This is a genomic window from Arthrobacter sp. NPDC055585, assembly GCF_053619115.1.
Map to the genome: position 1 here is coordinate 322,521 of NZ_JBSHIT010000002.1, position 17,528 is coordinate 340,048.

At 64.3% G+C, this 17,528-nt stretch carries 16 protein-coding genes; 11 read left to right on the forward strand and 5 right to left on the reverse strand.

Annotated elements, in window-relative coordinates; genetic code table 11:
• Together ACWGQ2_RS05315 and ACWGQ2_RS05320 are read right to left on the reverse strand one after the other, a co-directional pair.
• Window positions 1-1,338, reverse strand: a complete 1,338-nt coding sequence (locus tag ACWGQ2_RS05315) for a geranylgeranyl reductase family protein (protein ID WP_452015027.1) — start codon at window positions 1,336-1,338, stop codon at window positions 1-3.
• The gene (locus tag ACWGQ2_RS05320; RefSeq protein ID WP_452015029.1) at window positions 1,335-2,066 is read right to left on the reverse strand and encodes a demethylmenaquinone methyltransferase; all 732 of its coding nucleotides are present in this window, start codon (window positions 2,064-2,066) and stop codon (window positions 1,335-1,337) included. The genes ACWGQ2_RS05315 and ACWGQ2_RS05320 overlap by 4 nt, the downstream gene beginning before the upstream one ends.
• 143 nt (window positions 2,067-2,209) lie before the next feature.
• Between ACWGQ2_RS05320 and ACWGQ2_RS05325 the strand changes: the two genes are divergently transcribed.
• From ACWGQ2_RS05325 to ACWGQ2_RS05345, 5 genes are all read left to right on the forward strand, one after another.
• Window positions 2,210-3,529 (forward strand): isochorismate synthase, encoded by a 1,320-nt coding sequence (locus ACWGQ2_RS05325; RefSeq protein ID WP_452015031.1) that lies wholly within the window; start codon window positions 2,210-2,212, stop codon window positions 3,527-3,529.
• Between the two features lie 99 nt (window positions 3,530-3,628).
• Window positions 3,629-4,414, forward strand: coding sequence for a basic amino acid ABC transporter substrate-binding protein (locus ACWGQ2_RS05330; RefSeq protein WP_452015033.1), 786 nt, complete (start codon window positions 3,629-3,631; stop codon window positions 4,412-4,414).
• A gap of 189 nt (window positions 4,415-4,603) precedes the next feature.
• A complete protein-coding gene (locus tag ACWGQ2_RS05335; protein ID WP_452015035.1) occupies window positions 4,604-5,389 on the forward strand; it encodes a basic amino acid ABC transporter substrate-binding protein in 786 nt (261 codons plus the stop codon).
• A gap of 81 nt (window positions 5,390-5,470) precedes the next feature.
• The gene (locus ACWGQ2_RS05340) at window positions 5,471-6,256 is read left to right on the forward strand and encodes an amino acid ABC transporter permease (protein WP_452015037.1); all 786 of its coding nucleotides are present in this window, start codon (window positions 5,471-5,473) and stop codon (window positions 6,254-6,256) included.
• Window positions 6,257-6,262: 6 nt separating this feature from the next.
• Complete coding sequence (locus tag ACWGQ2_RS05345; RefSeq protein ID WP_452015039.1) at window positions 6,263-7,024, forward strand: amino acid ABC transporter ATP-binding protein; 762 nt, start codon at window positions 6,263-6,265, stop codon at window positions 7,022-7,024.
• Between the two features lie 75 nt (window positions 7,025-7,099).
• Here the strand turns inward: ACWGQ2_RS05345 and menD are convergent, their stop codons facing one another.
• From menD to ACWGQ2_RS05360, 3 genes are all read right to left on the reverse strand, one after another.
• Window positions 7,100-8,809, reverse strand: coding sequence for a 2-succinyl-5-enolpyruvyl-6-hydroxy-3-cyclohexene-1-carboxylic-acid synthase (menD, locus tag ACWGQ2_RS05350; protein WP_452015041.1), 1,710 nt, complete (start codon window positions 8,807-8,809; stop codon window positions 7,100-7,102).
• Between the two features lie 101 nt (window positions 8,810-8,910).
• On the reverse strand, window positions 8,911-9,915 hold the full coding sequence (locus tag ACWGQ2_RS05355; protein WP_452015043.1) for an o-succinylbenzoate synthase: 1,005 nt from the start codon (window positions 9,913-9,915) through the stop codon (window positions 8,911-8,913).
• 18 nt (window positions 9,916-9,933) lie between these two features.
• A complete protein-coding gene (locus ACWGQ2_RS05360; RefSeq protein WP_452015044.1) occupies window positions 9,934-10,455 on the reverse strand; it encodes a MarR family winged helix-turn-helix transcriptional regulator in 522 nt (173 codons plus the stop codon).
• Between the two features lie 460 nt (window positions 10,456-10,915).
• Between ACWGQ2_RS05360 and ACWGQ2_RS05365 the strand changes: the two genes are divergently transcribed.
• The 6 genes from ACWGQ2_RS05365 to ACWGQ2_RS05390 all read left to right on the forward strand — a co-directional run bounded on the left by ACWGQ2_RS05365 (window position 10,916) and on the right by ACWGQ2_RS05390 (window position 17,518).
• On the forward strand, window positions 10,916-11,794 hold the full coding sequence (locus tag ACWGQ2_RS05365) for a transketolase (RefSeq protein WP_452015046.1): 879 nt from the start codon (window positions 10,916-10,918) through the stop codon (window positions 11,792-11,794).
• Complete coding sequence (locus ACWGQ2_RS05370) at window positions 11,794-12,759, forward strand: transketolase family protein (protein ID WP_452015048.1); 966 nt, start codon at window positions 11,794-11,796, stop codon at window positions 12,757-12,759. The genes ACWGQ2_RS05365 and ACWGQ2_RS05370 overlap by 1 nt, the downstream gene beginning before the upstream one ends.
• 41 nt (window positions 12,760-12,800) lie before the next feature.
• On the forward strand, window positions 12,801-13,868 hold the full coding sequence (locus ACWGQ2_RS05375; RefSeq protein WP_452015050.1) for a zinc-dependent alcohol dehydrogenase: 1,068 nt from the start codon (window positions 12,801-12,803) through the stop codon (window positions 13,866-13,868).
• Window positions 13,865-15,394: a sugar ABC transporter ATP-binding protein gene (locus ACWGQ2_RS05380; RefSeq protein ID WP_452015052.1), complete on the forward strand. Its 1,530-nt coding sequence runs from the start codon at window positions 13,865-13,867 to the stop codon at window positions 15,392-15,394. The genes ACWGQ2_RS05375 and ACWGQ2_RS05380 overlap by 4 nt, the downstream gene beginning before the upstream one ends.
• A 1-nt stretch (window position 15,395) precedes the next feature.
• The gene (locus tag ACWGQ2_RS05385) at window positions 15,396-16,379 is read left to right on the forward strand and encodes an ABC transporter permease (protein ID WP_452015054.1); all 984 of its coding nucleotides are present in this window, start codon (window positions 15,396-15,398) and stop codon (window positions 16,377-16,379) included.
• 110 nt (window positions 16,380-16,489) lie between these two features.
• Window positions 16,490-17,518 carry a sugar ABC transporter substrate-binding protein gene (locus ACWGQ2_RS05390; protein WP_452015056.1) on the forward strand — a complete coding sequence of 343 codons (1,029 nt, stop codon included), beginning with the start codon at window positions 16,490-16,492 and terminating at the stop codon, window positions 17,516-17,518.
• Window positions 17,519-17,528 lie beyond the last annotated feature (10 nt).

Here is a 17,528-nt window from a genome sequence, read left to right on the forward strand (position 1 = left end):
TCAAACTTTGGCATCGCTGCCGGCGCCCCGAACGGGCTGCGGCGCGCCGTCCTGGTTGGAGGCGGCAGGAACCAGCATTTCCATCAACGCAATCACTCTATCCTCGATCCGGCGCGGCGAACCGTCCGTGAGGTTGGCCAGCATCCGCACCACAAAACGCATCAGCACCGGGATCGGCATGCCGGTGCGCAGCGCCAGCTTCATCACCGCGGGTTTGCCGATCAGGCCGGCGAAGACGCGGCCCAGGGTGAAGTGGCTTCCCCACTCGGACCGGACACGGTCTGCGTAACCCGCCAGCGCGGCGTCGTACGCTGCCTGCGGGGCGAGGATGCCCGGAGCTCTCCGGGCCTGTTCAGCGGAAACAATGTAATCCGCCGCGAAGCGCGCGGACTCCATGGCGTAGGAGATGCCCTCGCCGTTGAACGGGCTGACCATACCGCCGGCGTCGCCGAGCAGCAGCAGACCGGGAGAGTAGTGCGGGGTCCGGTTGAATCCCATGGGAAGCGCAGCGCCGCGGATCTCCCCCACCTGGTTCTCCGGGGTGAAACCCCATTCTTCGGGCATCCCGGCGGTCCAGTCGCGCAGGACCTGCCGGTAATCCAGGCGGCCGAACTCCTTGGAGGAGTTCAGGATGCCCAGGCCAACGTTGGAGGTGCCGTCGCCGACGCCGAAGACCCAGCCGTAACCCGGCAGCGGGTTTCCCGCGGCGTCGGGCAGTTCCAGCCAGCCTTCCATCCAGTCGTCGTCGGTGCGCGGTGAGGTGAAGTAGGTGCGGACGGCGACGCCCAGCGGGCGGTCATCGCGCTTCTCCAAACCCAGGCTCAGCGCGGTGCGGGTTGAGTTCCCATCCGCTGCCAGGACGACGTCGGCAGTGAAGTTCCGCGTTTCGCCGGTCTTCCGGCCCTTCTCATCCAGGATGTTGGCGACGACGCCGCAGACTCGTCCGGAATCGTCCCGGATGGCTTCGGTGACGCTGTGGCGTTCCAGGATGCGGGCGCCCGCTGCACGGGCATGCTGGGCGAGTTCCTCATCAAATCCCAGGCGGGTGCGGACCAGCCCGTAGTCGGGGAAGTCCTCCAGGTCCGGCCAGGGCAGTTCAATGGTGCGGCCGGCAGCGATCAGGCGCAGGCCCTTGTTCCGGCGCCAGCCGTCGGCTTCCTTGTGCGGCAGGCCCAGCAGCTGGATTTCGCGGACGGCACGCGGGGTGAGACCGTCGCCGCAGACCTTTTCCCGGGGGAAGGCGGTCTTCTCCAGGACCGTCACGTCGATCCCGGCCGAGGCCAGGTAGTAGGCGGCGGTGGAGCCGGCCGGGCCGGCGCCGACGATGAGGACGCTCACGCTCCGGTGGCCTCCGCGGGATCAGCAGGCTTATCTCCGGGCTTTACCGCACGGTGGATGGCAACGATTCCGCCCGAAAGATTACGGTAGACGACGCTCTCCCAGCCCTCGGCTGCGATCCAGGCGGCAAGTTCGTCCTGGTTCGGCCAGGCGCGGATCGACTCGGCAAGGTAAACGTAGGCGTCCGGGTTGGAGGCCACCTTGCGTGCGATCGGGGGCAGGGCGCGCATCAGGTATTCCGTGTACATGGTGCGCCACAGCGGCACCACCGGCGAGGAGAACTCGGCGATGACCAGTTTTCCGCCCGGCTTCGTGACCCGGAGCATCTCTGCCAAGGCCTTCTTCGGCTCGTTCACGTTGCGCAGCCCGAAGGAAATCGTGGTCGCGTCGAAGGAGTTGTCTTCGAACGGCAGGTTGGTGGCATCCCCGGCGACGAAGTCAATGTCCGGGCGGCGGCGCTTGCCCACCTTGAGCATTCCGAGGGAGAAGTCGCACGCGACGACTGAAACTCCGGCGTCGGCATAGGGCTCACTGGAGGTACCGGTACCGGCTGCCAGGTCCAGCACCCGGGAACCGGGGCGGGCGCCCACGGCGTCCACCACCAGGCGGCGCCAGCGGCGGGTCTGGCCCATGGACAGCACATCGTTAACGATGTCGTACTTGGGGGCCACCTCATCGAACATGGCAGCGACTTCATCGGGGCGTTTTTCCAAAGTTGCGCGCTTCACCCGCTCATTGTCTCAAACAATGTTCAGGCCACCGAACCGGCGGGTACTGGTTTGCTTTTGCCCACATACCCGTGTGTTCCCCAGCGCGGACGTGCTGGGTGGATGCGGGTCTCTCAGGGAGGCGGAGTAGGGTTGGAGACATTATGACCTCCCTGCGTTCCCTAACCATTCCTTTGGGCGTGCCGTCGGCCGCCATCGGGCTGCTGGAGTATCTGGTCCGCAATGACCAGTTGTGCTGGATCCGCCACGGCGAAGGCCTGGTGGGTTTCGGTGAAGTCCTGCGCCACACCTCCACCGGCCCGGACCGGTTTGATTCCGCCCGAACGTGGTGGAACGCAGTCAGCGCCGAAGCCACCGTCGAGGATGAAGTCCAGGTTCCGGGAACCGGTCTCGCCGCGTTCGGGTCCTTCGCCTTCTCCAAGCGCTCCCCCTTCCTCTCCCGTGTAGTGGTGCCCGAAATCGTTGTCGGCTCCCGCAACGGCACGGCCTGGATCACACAGACCACCCTCGATCCGGACGCAGTCCTGGACCGTGAATCCGTGGTCGCAGCTCTGGCCGGGTATCTGGAGGAGATCTCCTCGGACTCCCTTTCCCTCGGCAGCGACACCATCCTGCCCGGGATGCTGTCCGAGTCCGAGTGGAAAAACGCCGTCGCCCGTTCCGTGGCGCACATCGCCGCCGGCGAGCTGAGCAAAATCGTCCTGGCCCGCGACATCGTGGCCAGCCTCTCCGCGCCCATCGCCACAGCCCAGGTGCTGCGGGAGCTCGCCCTGCGGTACGAGAGCTGCTGGACCTACTCGGTGGACGGACTCATTGGGTCCACCCCGGAAATGCTGATCAAGGTTGAAGACGGCAAGGCCCGCGCCAGGGTCCTGGCCGGCACCCTGGACCGTGCAACCGCTCCGCTGGACGATCCGGGCTACGCAAAGCGCGTCCTGGCCGGTTCGGAGAAGCAGCAGCACGAACATGCGATCGCCATCGACTCGGTAACCCGCCAGCTGGAACCGTTCACCTCTTCCATGACCTCGCACAGTGAGCCGTTTGTGCTGGAGCTGCCCAACGTCTGGCACCTTGCCTCGGATGTCACCGCTGAGCTCCGGATCGAAGACGGCTCCGTACCCACGTCCCTGGACCTGGTTGAAGCGCTCCACCCCACAGCCGCCGTTTGCGGGTACCCGACCAGCGTTGCCGGGGAACTGATCAGTGAACTTGAACACATGGACCGCGGCCCGTATGCCGGTCCGGTGGGCTGGTTCGATGCCGCCGGCAACGGAGAGTGGGGCATCGCCCTGCGCGGCGCTGTGATTGAAGACCCGCAGGCTGTCCGCCTGTACGCGGGCTGCGGGATCGTCTCAGGGTCCAATCCGGCCGCGGAGCTGGAGGAAACCTGGTCCAAGTTCCGCCCCATGCTTGAAGCCCTGGGACTGGACCGGGCCCGGGTGCTCTCCGGCCAGCCTTCCTGAGCGGCGCGTACAATTTATTCCCGGAGTGCGGCTGTCTGCCGCCTTTTTCCTGCCCCCAACCGGAGCCTGACGCTCCGTTCCGACCTAAGGTTCTAACCCATGCACCACAAAGCACGCAAAGCCGTCGCCGCTGTTCTGGCCGTCGGCGCCCTCAGCCTCGCAGCCTGCAGCTCGGGGTCCGATTCGGCAGAGGACTCCGGTCTGGGACTGGTCAACGACGGCACGCTGACTGTCTGCTCCAACGTTCCGTTCCAGCCGTTCGAGTACGTGGATGACAACGGTGAGTACACCGGCTTTGACATGGACCTGACCCGCGAGATCGCTGCGGGCATGGACCTGGACTGGGAAATGCAGAATGTGAGCTTTGACGGACTGCAGAGCGGCACCGTGCTGGCCGCCGGCCAGTGCGACGTAATCGCCGCGGCGATGTCTGTTACTCCGGAACGCGAAGCAAAGATGACGTTCTCCGAGCCGTACTACGACTCCCTTCAGTCCCTGCTGGTTCCCGCTGACTCCTCCGTGAAGTCCCTCGAGGACCTGGCCGGCAAGAAGGTTGGTGTGCAGCAGGGCACCACGGGTGAGTCCTACGCACGCGAAAACGCAGGCGACGCCGAGGTTGTTTCCTTCCAGACCGACGCCGAGCTCTTCCCGGCACTGCAGGCCGGCGCCATTGACGCCGTTCTCCAGGACCTCCCGGTGAACCTGGACCACACCGACGGCGGCGCCTTCACCATCTCCGCGACCTACGAAACGGACGAAGTCTACGGCTTCGCCATGAAGAAGGACGGCAGCGAAGAACTGGTTTCCGAGGTGAACGCGAAGCTGGCAGAGCTGCGCGAAAACGGCCGCTACCAGGAAATCTACGACACGTACTTCACCGAATAGCCAATCAGCTGCTGCACGGCGGCGCAGGCCTTGTTCCGCTGGGCCTGCGCCGTCTGCTGTATCGGGCGCGGCGGGCCGCTGTGAGCCAAGGCACCCCAAACGGGATGGATGCGTACAATCGAGACTGCTTGCCATCAACGTTCGGGGCCGCCAGCGGTCCTGCCCAGCACCAAGAGAAGGTACCAATCCATGCCGTACAAAGCTCGATCCTCCGTCCTGGCCGCTGCGGCTCTTTCCGCGCTTGTTCTCTCTGCATGCGGCGGCGGAAGCGACTCCGCATCAGAGTCAGGAATGAACCTGGTTTCCGAGGGCACCCTCACCGTGTGCTCCGATGTTCCTTACGCTCCGTTTGAATTCGTGGGCGACGACGGCGAATACACCGGTTTCGACATGGACCTGGTCAAGGAAATCGCCACCGGCATGGACCTTGAACTCTCCGTCCAGGACGTCGGCTTCGACGGCCTGCAGAGCGGCACGTCCCTGGCCGCCGGCCAGTGTGACCTGGTCGCCAGCGCCATGACCATTACCGATGAGCGGAAGCAGAACCTCACGTTCTCCGATCCGTACTACGACTCGCTGCAGTCCATTTTGGTGCCCGAGGGCTCGGATATCACCAGCATCGAAGACCTCGCCGGGAAGAACCTGGGTGTCCAGCAGGGCACCACCGGTGAAGCCTACGCCCGGGACAACGCTCCCGAGGCCGAGATCAGCTCCTTCCCGTCCGACGCCGAGCTGTTCCCTGCCCTGCAGGCCGGACGTGTCGACGCCGTGCTCCAGGATCTCCCGGTCAACCTGGGCCATACCCAGGAAGGCGCGTTCACCATCGCTCAGAAGTTCGAGACCGATGAGTCCTACGGTTTTGCCATGGCCAAGGACGCCAATGAAGACCTGGTCTCCGCCGTCAACGCACAGCTCGCTGAGCTGCGTGAAAACGGCAAGTACCAGGAGATCTACGACAAGTACTTCACCGAATAGCATCCGACTGACCGATTGCCGTCCCGGGTGGAAGAACCCGCCCGGGACGGCACCCTTAACTTTCCGCGGAAGGCTCTCCCCTTGAAACCGTCCACCCGCAGACGCCTCACCCGGGGCATCCTGTATGCCGTCTTCGTCCTGGCTGTTCTTGCCGTAGTCCTGCTCGCGGACTGGAAGGCAATCGGGGTCAACTTCTTCGACCCCGAAGTGGCCCGCAGGGCGTTCCCGGACATCATCACGGTGGCCGTTAAGAACACCGTCGTCTACACCATCATCGCGTTCATCGGCGGCCTGATCCTGGGCCTGATCCTGGCGCTGATGAAGCTCTCGCCAGTAGGCCCCTACCGCTGGGCTGCGACGATCTACATCGAAATCTTCCGCGGCCTTCCGGCACTGCTGGTTATCTTCGCCATTGCCTTCGCCGTGCCGATCGCATTCAACTGGCGTCCGCCGGGCGGCAGCGCCGGAGCCGGCTTGATCGCCCTGATCATGGTTTCCGGTGCCTACATTGCCGAAACCATCCGCGCCGGCATCCAGGCTGTTCCGTCCGGGCAGACTGAAGCTGCCCGCTCCCTGGGCATGGGCCCGGCCTGGACCATGATCTCAGTGACCCTTCCTCAGGCGTTCCGCATCATCACGCCGCCGCTGACCAACGAGCTGGTTATCCTGATCAAGGACACTTCGCTGCTGTTCATCGCCGGCATGGCCCTGCAGGACAGGGAACTGACCACCTTCGCACGGGACTCCGTCTCCCAGTCCGCCAACGCGACGCCGCTGGTGCTGGCTGCGGTCATGTACCTGATCATTACCCTGCCGCTGACACAGCTGGTCGCGAAACTCGAACGCCACAACCAGAGAGGCCGGTAACCCAGCGTGAGCACAGCTGCCGCCAACCCGACCGGGAATGCTCCCGCCATCCAGGTCCGGAACCTGCACAAGTCCTTCGGCGACAATGAGGTCCTCAAGGGAATCGACTTCCACGTCAACCAGGGCGAAGTCGTCTGCGTGATCGGCCCGTCCGGCTCCGGAAAATCCACGCTGCTGCGCTGCGTGAACCGGCTTGAGGAACCGACGTCCGGAACCATCCTGGTTGAAGGCACCGACATCACGGATCCGGAGACGGACCTGGACGCCGTCCGCACCCGGATCGGCATGGTCTTCCAGCAGTTCAACCTCTTCCCGCACCTGAATGTGCTGCAGAACCTGACCCTGGCCCAGCGCCGCGCCAAGAAGCGCGGCAGGGCCGAGGCCGAGGAGACCGCCATGAAGAACCTGGCCAAGGTGGGCCTGGCGGACCGCGCCAAGGCGTTCCCCTCCCAGCTCTCCGGCGGCCAGCAGCAGCGCGTGGCAATTGCCCGCGCCCTGTCCATGGACCCGGACATGATGCTCTTCGACGAGCCCACCTCCGCTCTGGACCCCGAACTGGTCGGCGACGTCCTGGAGGTCATGCGCCAGCTGGCCCAGGAGGGCATGACCATGATGGTGGTGACCCATGAAATGGGCTTCGCCCGTGAGGTCGGAGACCGCGTGGTGTTTATGGACGGCGGCGTCGTCGTCGAACAGGGCGCACCGGAGGCAGTGCTGGGCAGCCCGCAGCACGAGCGGACCCGCTCCTTCCTCTCCAAGGTTCTCTAGCTCCGAGTCTCAAAACGGATGAGGCCTGCACCGTTCCCGGTGCGGGCCTCATCCGTTTTTACTGCCATTGCTGAGTCAGTCGACGGCGGTGTGCACCGCAGCCTGGACCCGGCGGTGCAGTGCGCGCAGGCCGGAGCGCTCCACCTTCACTTCGATGATGGACCGGCCCTTCACCGGTGCCTGCAGTGCAGCTTCCAGTTCCTCAGCCGTGCGTACAGCCTGGTGCCGCACGCCGTAGCCTGCTGCCAGCGCGGCAAGGTCGGCCCGGTGCGGAGTGCCGAAGAAACGCTCGACGACGTCCCGGTACTCCGCCCGCTCCCCCAGCTCGCCGTGCTCGAGGGTGGTAAAGATGCCGCCGCCAGAATCGTTCAGCACCACCAGCTGCAGGTCCGGCTCCGCCTCGCCGTCGCCGAGGAGGAGGCCGCCGGCGTCGTGCAGGAAGGTGAGGTCACCGAGCAGCAGGCGCGTGGGGATCCCGTTGGACAGGGCGATGCCTGACGCCGTGGAGATGGTTCCGTCGATGCCGGCCAGCCCGCGGTTGGCGTAGACGTCCAGCGGATGCCAGTTCCCGGAGGCCACCAGATCGACGTCGCGGATGGTGTTGGAGGAGCCGAGCACCAGATTGGCATCAGAGTTCTCCCACACCAGGCCGGCAACGTGCAGGCCGCTCAGTCCGGCTTCGGCAGCGAGCAGATTCCGGATCACAGCTGCGGCGGCATCGGAGGCCTGCTGCCAGGTCTCCAGCCAGCCGGGCGCCCCCCTCCCTGCGAAGGCAAGCAGCGAAGCGAGGTCCGTGACAATCGTTTCGGGCCGTTTGCCGGGTGTAAACCAGTTCACCGGGCGCGGGACGTAGAGGGCCTTCTTCACCTCAGGCCGGGCCAGCAGCGCAGACACCGGCCGGGAGAGTGTTGGGCGGCCGAAGATGACCACACGTTCAATCTCCGGGCCGAGGTCCGCCAGGAGCAGCCGGTACGCGGTGATGGAGTTGGGCCCAAAGCGGGCGTTGGAGGACGGTTCGGCCAGGAGCGGGAGCCCGGCCCGGCGGGCGAAGATAGCGGCTGTCTCTCCGGCGCCGTCGCCGGCGATCACCACCGTCCGGTGGGTTCCGCCAAGCTCCGCGAGGGCACCCGGGGTTTCCTCCGTCCCGGCAGGCGGAAGAACCTCGAATGAGCTCTCCACGGGAGCACCGAGCGCATCTGCCCCGGTGGGAATGAGCGGATCGCGGAACTGCAGGTTGATGTGCACCGGGCCGGCCGGAGCCCGTCCGTCCAGCTTTGCGAACGCCGCGGCAATGGGTCCGGCAGGGTCCATGCCAGCCTGGACATCAGCGGCCACGGCCGGAAAACGGCCAAAAATACCGTCCTGGACTGTGGTTTGGTTGGCTCCCGTGCCGTGCAGTTCGGCCGGACGGTCCGCGGAGAGGACAACCAGCGGAACGCCGGCGTGATGGGCTTCCATAACGGCCGGCAGCAGTTCACCCACCGCGGTGCCCGACGTCGTTACAACAGCTGCCGGGCGCGCCCCGCCGCGGGCCAGGCCGAGGGCGGTGAAGCCGGCAACCCGCTCATCAATGCGGACGTGTACCTGGAGACGGCCCTGTGCCTGGGCTTCAGCCAGCGCATAGGCCAGCGGCGCGCTTCGGGAACCCGGGGCGAGCACCACGTCCCGCACGCCGGTGCGGGCCAGGGCCGAGATGGCCGACCGGGCTGCCTGCAGGGAACTGAGGTCGTTTCCTTCCGCGGCACCGGAGGAGGACTGGCTGGACGATAAAGAGGATCCGGTCACTTCTCCATCCTAGGGTTCGGCGGTCCCGGGCGATGCCTTCAAGCCCGGTAACGGCCGCTCCATGACCTAACCACTGCCTGCGCCGGAAAGGCGCTAGCTGGTCATCCCTGCCGGGTCAGCAGCTGGATATGCACCCGGGCCAGCCGGTCCAGCCACCACTGCCTGCGCTCCGGTGCAGCCGCATAGCGCTCCAGCAGCTTTTCGGAGACCGGGACATCCCGCACGGCCAGGGCACCGCCGTCGGGCACCAGCGGCTCAGTGGTAACGTCGCCCTCCATCAGCGACAGAGTGCCCAGCCCGCAGGCGTAGGGCAGCTCGGGCAGGGAAGCAGCCAGTGCGACGCCGGTGCGGATGCCCACTGAAGTGTCCAGTGCTGAGCTGACGACGGCGGGAAGCCCGGCGGCTGCCACCACCTCCAGGGCGCGGCGCACCCCGCCCAGCGGTGCAGCTTTGACCACAATCAGGTCCGCGGCGTCCTCGCGGGCCACCAGCAGCGGATCGGTTTCCTTGCGGACGCTTTCATCCGCTGCCACGAGCACGGGAATACCGCGGCGGCCCAGCTCCTCGCGGACGGCACGAAGTCCCGGAATGTCCGGGACGGGCTGTTCGGCGTATTCGAGGCCGGCCTCGGCCAGGGCTTCCAGGGCGCCGACGGCGGTGGCAACGTCCCAGCCGCCGTTGGCGTCGACGCGGATCCCGGCGTGCGGCAGCAGCCGGCGGACCTCGGCCACACGGGCAAGATCTTCTGCGACGCTCTGTCCGCGTTCAGCCACTTTGACCTTGACGGCGGGGACGTCCCCGAACCGGGCCAGGACGGTTTCTACCTGCTCCACGCCCACGGCGGGGACTGTGCCGTTGACCGGAACGGAGGTGCGCACGGTGTCCGGGTAGCCCTGCCAGGCCGCCTCGACGCCCGCTGCCAGCCAGGCAGCTGCCTCCTGGTCGCCGTATTCAGGGAACGGGGAGAACTCTCCCCAGCCGGCCGGGCCGCGGAAGACAAGCGCTTCCCGGTGCAGGATGCCGCGGAACTTCACGCGCATGGGCAGGGAAACCACGTGGGCGTTTTCCCGCAGGTCGTTCAGGGAGGGCAAGTCAATCGGGTCCACCCGGCCAGCCTACCGCGGCTATTCCGCGTCGTTCTCGAGGGACTGAAGCTCGCGGGCCTGGTCTAGCATTCGCCGGAGCAGTTCGTTGAGCCCGTTGATCTCTGCATCAGACAGGTTTGCCAGGATTATTTCCTGCCCGCGCATTGAAATTGGCAGCATCTCGTCGTGCATCTCCGCCCCGGCGCGGGTCAGGTAGATCGGCCGGGATCCACGCGGCCCATCGGTCAGGAGCACCAGATCGCGGCGTAGGAGTATGTTGACGCTTTTCGATACGACGGCCTTATTGAGCCCCAGGAAATCGGAAATCTCACTAGAACTTGCGCCGGGGCGCAGCGCCAGCGCAGAGATGACCCGCCAATCGTTGGTGCCGAGATTGAAATGCCGGCGCAATTCCTGTGACTCACGCCAAACCAGCGCATTGGAGAGCAGAGAAATGAGCCGGGGTGTGAAATTCTCCGGGTCTATTCCTCCTGCCACGGGCTCCGTGACGGCTTCGGGAGGCGCCAGTGAGCCCGGCCGTGGAAACGTTTCACTCGACATAACACTTCTTTCTGAGGCCGCCGGATAGCGTACCACCACGATGGGCCTGACGGGTTTCTCTGGAATGCAGGACCCTCCACAAGCTGCCTCGGTGAGACCAAAGCTTCGTAGGAGTTATCTGTCGCCTGTGTGCTGAACCCGGGACCAGGTTCCCGTGGCAGTCAGCCACGCATCGCTTTGCGGATGCCCGACCATGCTGTGGCCCATCCCGCTCGCCGAACAGCTGCCACCTACTTGTCGATTCGTGAAGCATGCGATCCAGAGCTGTTTGTGGGGAATGCGGGAACTCCGACTCTACATAAAACGAATTCATTCGTAAACCTGTTTACTAGTCAACACGGCGCTGTTACTCTCGTCACAGTTGCCGCGGATCGAGGCGCCCAGGTGAGCCAGCGGACCCGACGGCAGCGACCAACGTCGTTTGGATCGGTCGCTGAGCCATTCGTTAAGGAGACAAAAGATGAGTCACAAAGTTCTGGACACCGGCGGAAGTCCGCATTCCGTTGAAGAGTTGGAAGACCTTGCTTTTGAACTGAGGTCAAAGCTTTTACATTTGTGCGGCACATATGAAGGCGCCGTCCACATCGGAGGCGATCTTTCGTCAGCTGACATCTTCACGGTTCTTTACCACTACGGTCTCGACGTCGACCCCACTGACATTGCAAATCCGGCCCGGGATCGGTTCGTGTTGAGCAAGGGCCATGCTGCCGTGTGCATGTATATCGCGATGGCAATGCGCGGTTTCTTCTCCTACGACGGCATCGTCAATACCTACGGCCAGCTCGACAGTGCCTATGGCATGCATCCCTGCAAGGTACAGCTTCCCGGAGTGGAGGCCTCGACCGGTTCGCTGGGCCACGGTCTCCCGTTGGCGGTAGGCATGGCACTGAGCGCCCGCGGCCGGGGTGAGTCGCACCGGGTGTTCACGTTGATGGGCGACGGGGAGACCGGTGAAGGGTCCGTGTGGGAGGCGGCGATGGCTGCCAACTCCAACAAGCTCGGCAACCTGGTCGCATTCATTGACCGCAACCGCCAACTGATGACGAGCTTCGACGAAGAGCGGGTCGTACTAGAGCCGTATCCCGACAAGTGGGCCGCGTTCGGCTGGAACGTTGTCCAAGTCGACGGCCACGACATGGGTGCGCTCGTTGCCGCGCTCGACGGCCTGCCGGCCGCCGACAGCGACCGTCCAACCGTGGTCATAGCTGAAACCGTCAAGGGTAAGGGCGTGGACTTCATGGAGCGCAACCTCGCCTGGCACGCCGGTTCGCTTGGCGCCGCCGATCTGGAGCGCGCGATGGCCGCGCTTGAATCATCCCGCCAGAAGGAGTCCGTCTGATGCCTGAAACCTTTACTTTCGGAGAGATGCTCTCCGCACGTTCCGTCATCGGGACGACCCTCGCCGAACTCGGGGAGGCCAACGAGAATCTGTGGGTGCTCACGCCGGACATCGGCGCAACGTTGGTCGAGTTTCGCGATAAGTTCCCTGAACGGTTCGTTGATGTGGGCCTTGCAGAACAGGCTTGCGTCGGCATCGCCGCAGGGCTCGCCTACGACGGCAATATCCCCGTCGTCTCGGGAATGCTGCCGTTCCTCTCCATGCGGGCACTTGAGCAGGTCCGCTCAGACGTCTGCTACCCGAACTTGCCGGTAAAGATCATCGGCACGCACGGCGGGCTCGTCGGCAACGGAGGATCTACGCACTATGCGGTCGAGGACCTCGCCCTGATGTGCGCGCTCACGAACATGACCGTCACCTCCGTCGGCGACCCCCTCATGGTCGGCGAGGTCATCCGCCAATCGATGACTATGCAGGGACCGATTTATATCCGTCTCGCCGTCGGCAAAAAAGACAAGGTCCTCTACGAGCCTGGACAGCACGAGGTCCGCATCGGCAAGGGCATCATCGCCCGCGAGGGCACTGACGCCACGATCTTCACGCACGGCACGGTTGTCGCCCAGGCCCTGGATGCCGCAGAGGAACTGGCGAAGGACGGCCGCTCCGTGCGCGTCGTCGACATGTTCACCCTTAAGCCGATCGACGAAGAGCTCATCGTACGGTGCGCTGCCGAAACGGACGGACGCTTCGTGATTCTGGAAGACCACCTCGCCTACGGTGGGCTCGCTTCCCGTGTTGCCGACGTCGTAGCCGACCGCGGCATCCGTCTCTCCGCGTTCGAACGCCTCGGTATCCCACAAATCTATGCAGGATTCGGCGATGACGAGGAACTGCGGGACAAACACGGCTATGGCCTCTCGGCCACGATCGCCGCCACTCGCAGGGTCATCTCCGCCGGTTCCTAACTCCAGTCCACATACACCGCTCTTACTCAACGGAGAGAAGAATGAGAACAGTCGCTGTCACCAAGATCGGGAGCCTCCGCGACCCCGACGAGTCGACGAGGGGAGTCATCGATCTTGTCGATCTGCCCGAGCCGGAACTGGGCCCTGAAGACGTCCGAATCCGCGTGGCTTACTCGGCCATCTGCGGATCGGATCCGCATCTGGCCGAGGGTTTCTTCGGCACCGATGTCCCGATCGGGCTGGGACATGAGCTGTCCGGGGTCGTTGAGGCATTGGGTCAGCGGGCGAACCGTAACGGACTGCAGATCGGCGACCGTGTCGCCGGCAATTTCCTGCGCTTCTGCGGTACCTGCACTGCGTGCCGTACCGGGCGGCAGCAGTTTTGTGAGCATGTGCAGGAGTACAACCGTCCTGGTATGGCGGAGACGGTCACGTGGCACGAATCGCAGGTCTACAAGCTGCCCGACGGCGTCTCGCTCCTGAAAGGCTGCCTCCTCGAGCCGACGTCGGTCGCCGTACGCATCGCCGACAAGACCCGCGTTAGGGTCGGCGATCGCGTGGCGGTCTGCGGGGGTGGCCCCATCGGCCAACTCGTGCTGCAGGTCATGAAGATGAACGGTGCGACTTCCCTCACCCTGATAGAGCCGATCGCCGAGCGCCGGGAAATGGCCCTGCGCCATGGTGCCGACGCGGTGATCGATCCGATCACGGAGAACCAGGCGCAGCGCGCAGACGAGATCACAGATGGCCGCGGCTATGACATCGTCATCGACGCTTCCGGTTCCCCGCGGGCAGTCAGCACCCTGCTGGACATCGCAGCTAAGGGAGCCACCGTTGTCTACGGCGCGATGTACCCGCACGACTTCGAGATGCCGCTGAATCTGTCGGACTACCTGTATCTCAAGGAGCTAACGCTGACCGGCGTGTTCATCTCGCCCTACGCCTTCCCGCGGGCACTGCAGATCCTTCCGTACCTGGACGTCGACGAGCTGACGCAATCGGTCTTCGACATTGAAGATGCCGCCGAGGCGTTCGCCGTGCATGTCAGCGGCCGCTTTCCGAAGGTCGTCCTCCGCTGCAATCAGATTGATGAGGAAGGACAACGATGAGCATGCTCACCGACATCGAAGCCGCTGCAGGGCCGTCCGTAGCGCCGATCCTCGAGGTCCGAGGCATCACGAAGCACTTCGACGGCGTCCACGCGCTTCGCGGAATCGATCTGCAGGTGCGGCCGGGAGAAATACACGCCCTGCTCGGCGAGAACGGCGCGGGCAAGTCAACCCTCATCAAGATCATCACCGGTCTCTACCAGCAGGATCAGGGGGAGGTACTGGTGGGCGGCGAAAGTGTGGACTTCGCCAATATTCGCGCGGCGCACCGAGCCGGCGTGGTGGCGCTCTACCAGGAACTCTCCATCGTTCCGACGATCAGCGTAGCGGAGAACATTGTGCTGGGTGCGGATGCACCCTCGACACTCGGATTCGTGCGTTGGAAGGAATTGCGTGCGGCCGCTCAGGCGCTGCTTGACCGCTTGGGCCAGCAGATAAACCTGCGCCGCCTTGCGGGTGGGCTTTCCCCCGTCCAGCAGACGATGATTGCCGTCGCCCGCGCGCTCTCGATTGACGCGAAGGTACTCATCCTGGACGAGCCGACCGCTGCTCTGACGGATACAGAGATCGAGGGTCTCTTCGCTGTCCTGCGAAACCTTCGGGATGAAGGCGTCGCCATTGTCTACGTCTCGCACCGGCTCGAAGAAGTCTTTGCGCTGTGCGACCGGCTCACTGTGATGCGCAACGGCCGCACCATCGTGACTAAGAATGTGTCCGCGTCATCAATCGATGATGTTATCTCGACGATGGTCGGCCGTGAGCAGAACGAACTGTACCCCGATCGCGGCACCGGCGGAGGCGACGTCGTACTGTCCGTCGAGGGGCTCTCGGGCCGTCGCGTAAGCGATGTGTCTTTCCAGGTGCGGGCAGGCGAGGTCGTGGGTGTTGGGGGTCTCGCGGGGTCGGGTCGAAGTGAGCTGTTGCGTCTGCTCGCTGGAGCGCAGAAGTCCTCCGCGGGCATGGTCCAGGTCGAGGGGATCCCGGTCCGTGGACGCGGAGTCGGCCGTGCCTTGGACGCAGGAATCGCTTTGGTTCCAGAGGAGCGCCGTGCGCAGGGTGTGATCCTTGCAGCACCGATCGCCGACAACATTGCGATTGCGAACCTGAAGTCTGTCAGTCCTGGCGGCATCGTGTCTCAGCGCCGTATTTCCCAGCTTGCGAAGCAGGGGCTCACGGAACTGCAAATCAAGGCAAGAGGCGTCCGTCAGCCCGTGGGGCAGCTCTCCGGCGGGAACCAGCAAAAGGTCGTGCTTGCGAAAATGCTCGCACGTAACCCGAAGGTGCTGCTCATGGATGAACCCACTCGAGGAATTGATGTGGGGACAAAGGCGGAGATCTACCGCCTTATCCGCGAGCTCGCCGCATCAGGAACGGCCGTCGTGGCCGTTTCCAGCGAATTGCCCGAACTCATTGGGCTTTCGGACCGGATCCTCGTGATGCACGAGGGCCGTATTTCCGGCGAAGTCAATGCAGACGGCGCCGACGATGAACTCATCCTCACTTACGCATACGGAAGGGACGCCTGACATGGCGCAGACAGAGACTCTCACGATTGCCGCGGTTGAGCGCGACCGGCCCTCTCCGCTCCAGTGGGTATGGCAGGGGAGCACGGTAATCGCCCTGGCCGTGCTGCTCATCGTGTTCACTGTCGCCGGCAACGGAGTGTTCCTCACCGCCGGCAACATGACGAACATCCTAAACCAGGTCGCGATTCTGACGATCATCGCTGTTGCGCAGACCTTCGTCATGGTCGTCGGTGACTTCGACCTGTCAGTAGGCACGACGGCCACCTTATCCGGAGCCTCGGCGGCCGCCCTCATGATCGCCGGTGTGCCTGTCCCGCTTGCCATCATCCTGGCTCTCGCAGTCGGAACGCTGGTCGGCGTGGTCAACGGCGTGCTCGTGGCATATCTGAACCTCTCGGCTTTTGTTGCGACTCTGGCGACCATGACCACCGTCGGCGGCCTCGCACTGATCGTGACCGGCGGAACGACCCTCTACGGCTGGCCGGAAGAGTTCGGCTTCCTGGGACAGGCGCGAGTGAATGGAGTGCCGTTTCCCGTCGTCTATGCCATCGTGATCGCTCTGATCGCCTGGGCCGCCCTGCGCTTCACAACAATCGGCCGTCGCTGGTATGCGATCGGCGGCAACGCCGAAGTCGCCCGGCTCTCCGGTGTCAGCGTGCGCTCCACACGCTTCCTTGCGTTCGTGGTCGCAGGCTTCCTCTCAGGACTGGGAGGAATCGTGCTGGTCAGCCGCCTGGGCAGCGCCGGTTCGTCGAGTGCCAACGATCTCATGATGTTCGCCGTCGCTGCGGTCTTCCTTGGCATGACCCTGCTGCGCTCCGGCCAGGCGAACATTGGCGGGACGATCGTGGGCGTCGCGATCATCGGCGTCGTTCAGAACGGCCTCAACATCGTCGGCGTCAACACCTACATCCAGCAGGTTCTCATCGGCCTGATCATCATCGCCGCAGTTCTCCTCTCGGGGCTCAAGCAGAAGAACGCATAGCCCTGTAACGGAGAAAAACGCCAAATACCGGCATCTTCTTTCCCCCTGCCGGGGCATCTGTCCCGGCTGTCCCACCCACACAGTACGAAACACGACAAAGGAGTCCGCTCATGCGCACTGTAAACAAGAAAAGGCGTCTCTCGACGGCCGTGCTCGCCATCGCCGCGGTAGTGGCCCTCGCGGGTTGCTCGGTGACCACCGGCGCATCCGGCGGCGGCACGAGTGGCGAGGGCAAGTCCGATGGCCTGGGAGACGACGGAGTCTTCAAGGTCGCGGCGTTTACCGCCGGCTATGCCACCCCCGGTGGCAAACTCACCCTCGATGAGTTCGTCGAACAAGGCAACGCTCAGGAGAACTGGGAAGTCACGCTTTACACCAGCGCGTTCGACTACGACAAGATCAACAGCGACGTGCAGACCGCCATCCAGCAAGGCGCGGACGCTATCCTCGCCGGCTTCCCGGATCCGCGTCAGATCGCGCCGCTCGTGCAGGCGGCGAAGGAGGCAGATATCCCGATCTTCTCGATCGACGGAGGCGTGGAGCCCAATGACGACTTCGTCGTTGACATCACCTTCAGCCAGGAGGTGACCGCAGACCTAACCGTTGGCGCGCTTGAAGAAGCCATGAACGGCCTCGCGGGCAAGAACGTCATGGTCATCGGACACGACCCGCACATCGGAATCCAGACCCGGTCGAATCTTGCACTGGACAAGTTGAAGGCGGCCGGCGCCATCATCGCTGGCGGAGGTATGAAGCAGGCACTCGATCCCGGAACCGGACGCACCGAGGCGCTTAACTTCGTGACCGACTACCTGCAGGCCAATCCTGAGGGCCTGGACGGTGTTTGGGTTGGATGGGATGACGCAGCCCTCGGTGCCGCACGCGCCATCACGGAGGCTGGCCGTGACGACATCTACGTCACCGGTGTCGATGCCTTGGGTGAGACCGCGGTTGAGATCAAGAAGAACGGCCCCATGTACGGGTCTGTCGCGCAGGACTGGGTCAAGGTTGTAGACCAGATGATCGCCCTGATGAACGAATACCGCGATTCCGCGACGTTGCCTGATGACAACTACATCCCGCTGGATGGCCAGCTGATCGACGGCAGCAACGTGGCCACTTACGAGCCAACCCTCTGATCGCGGACAT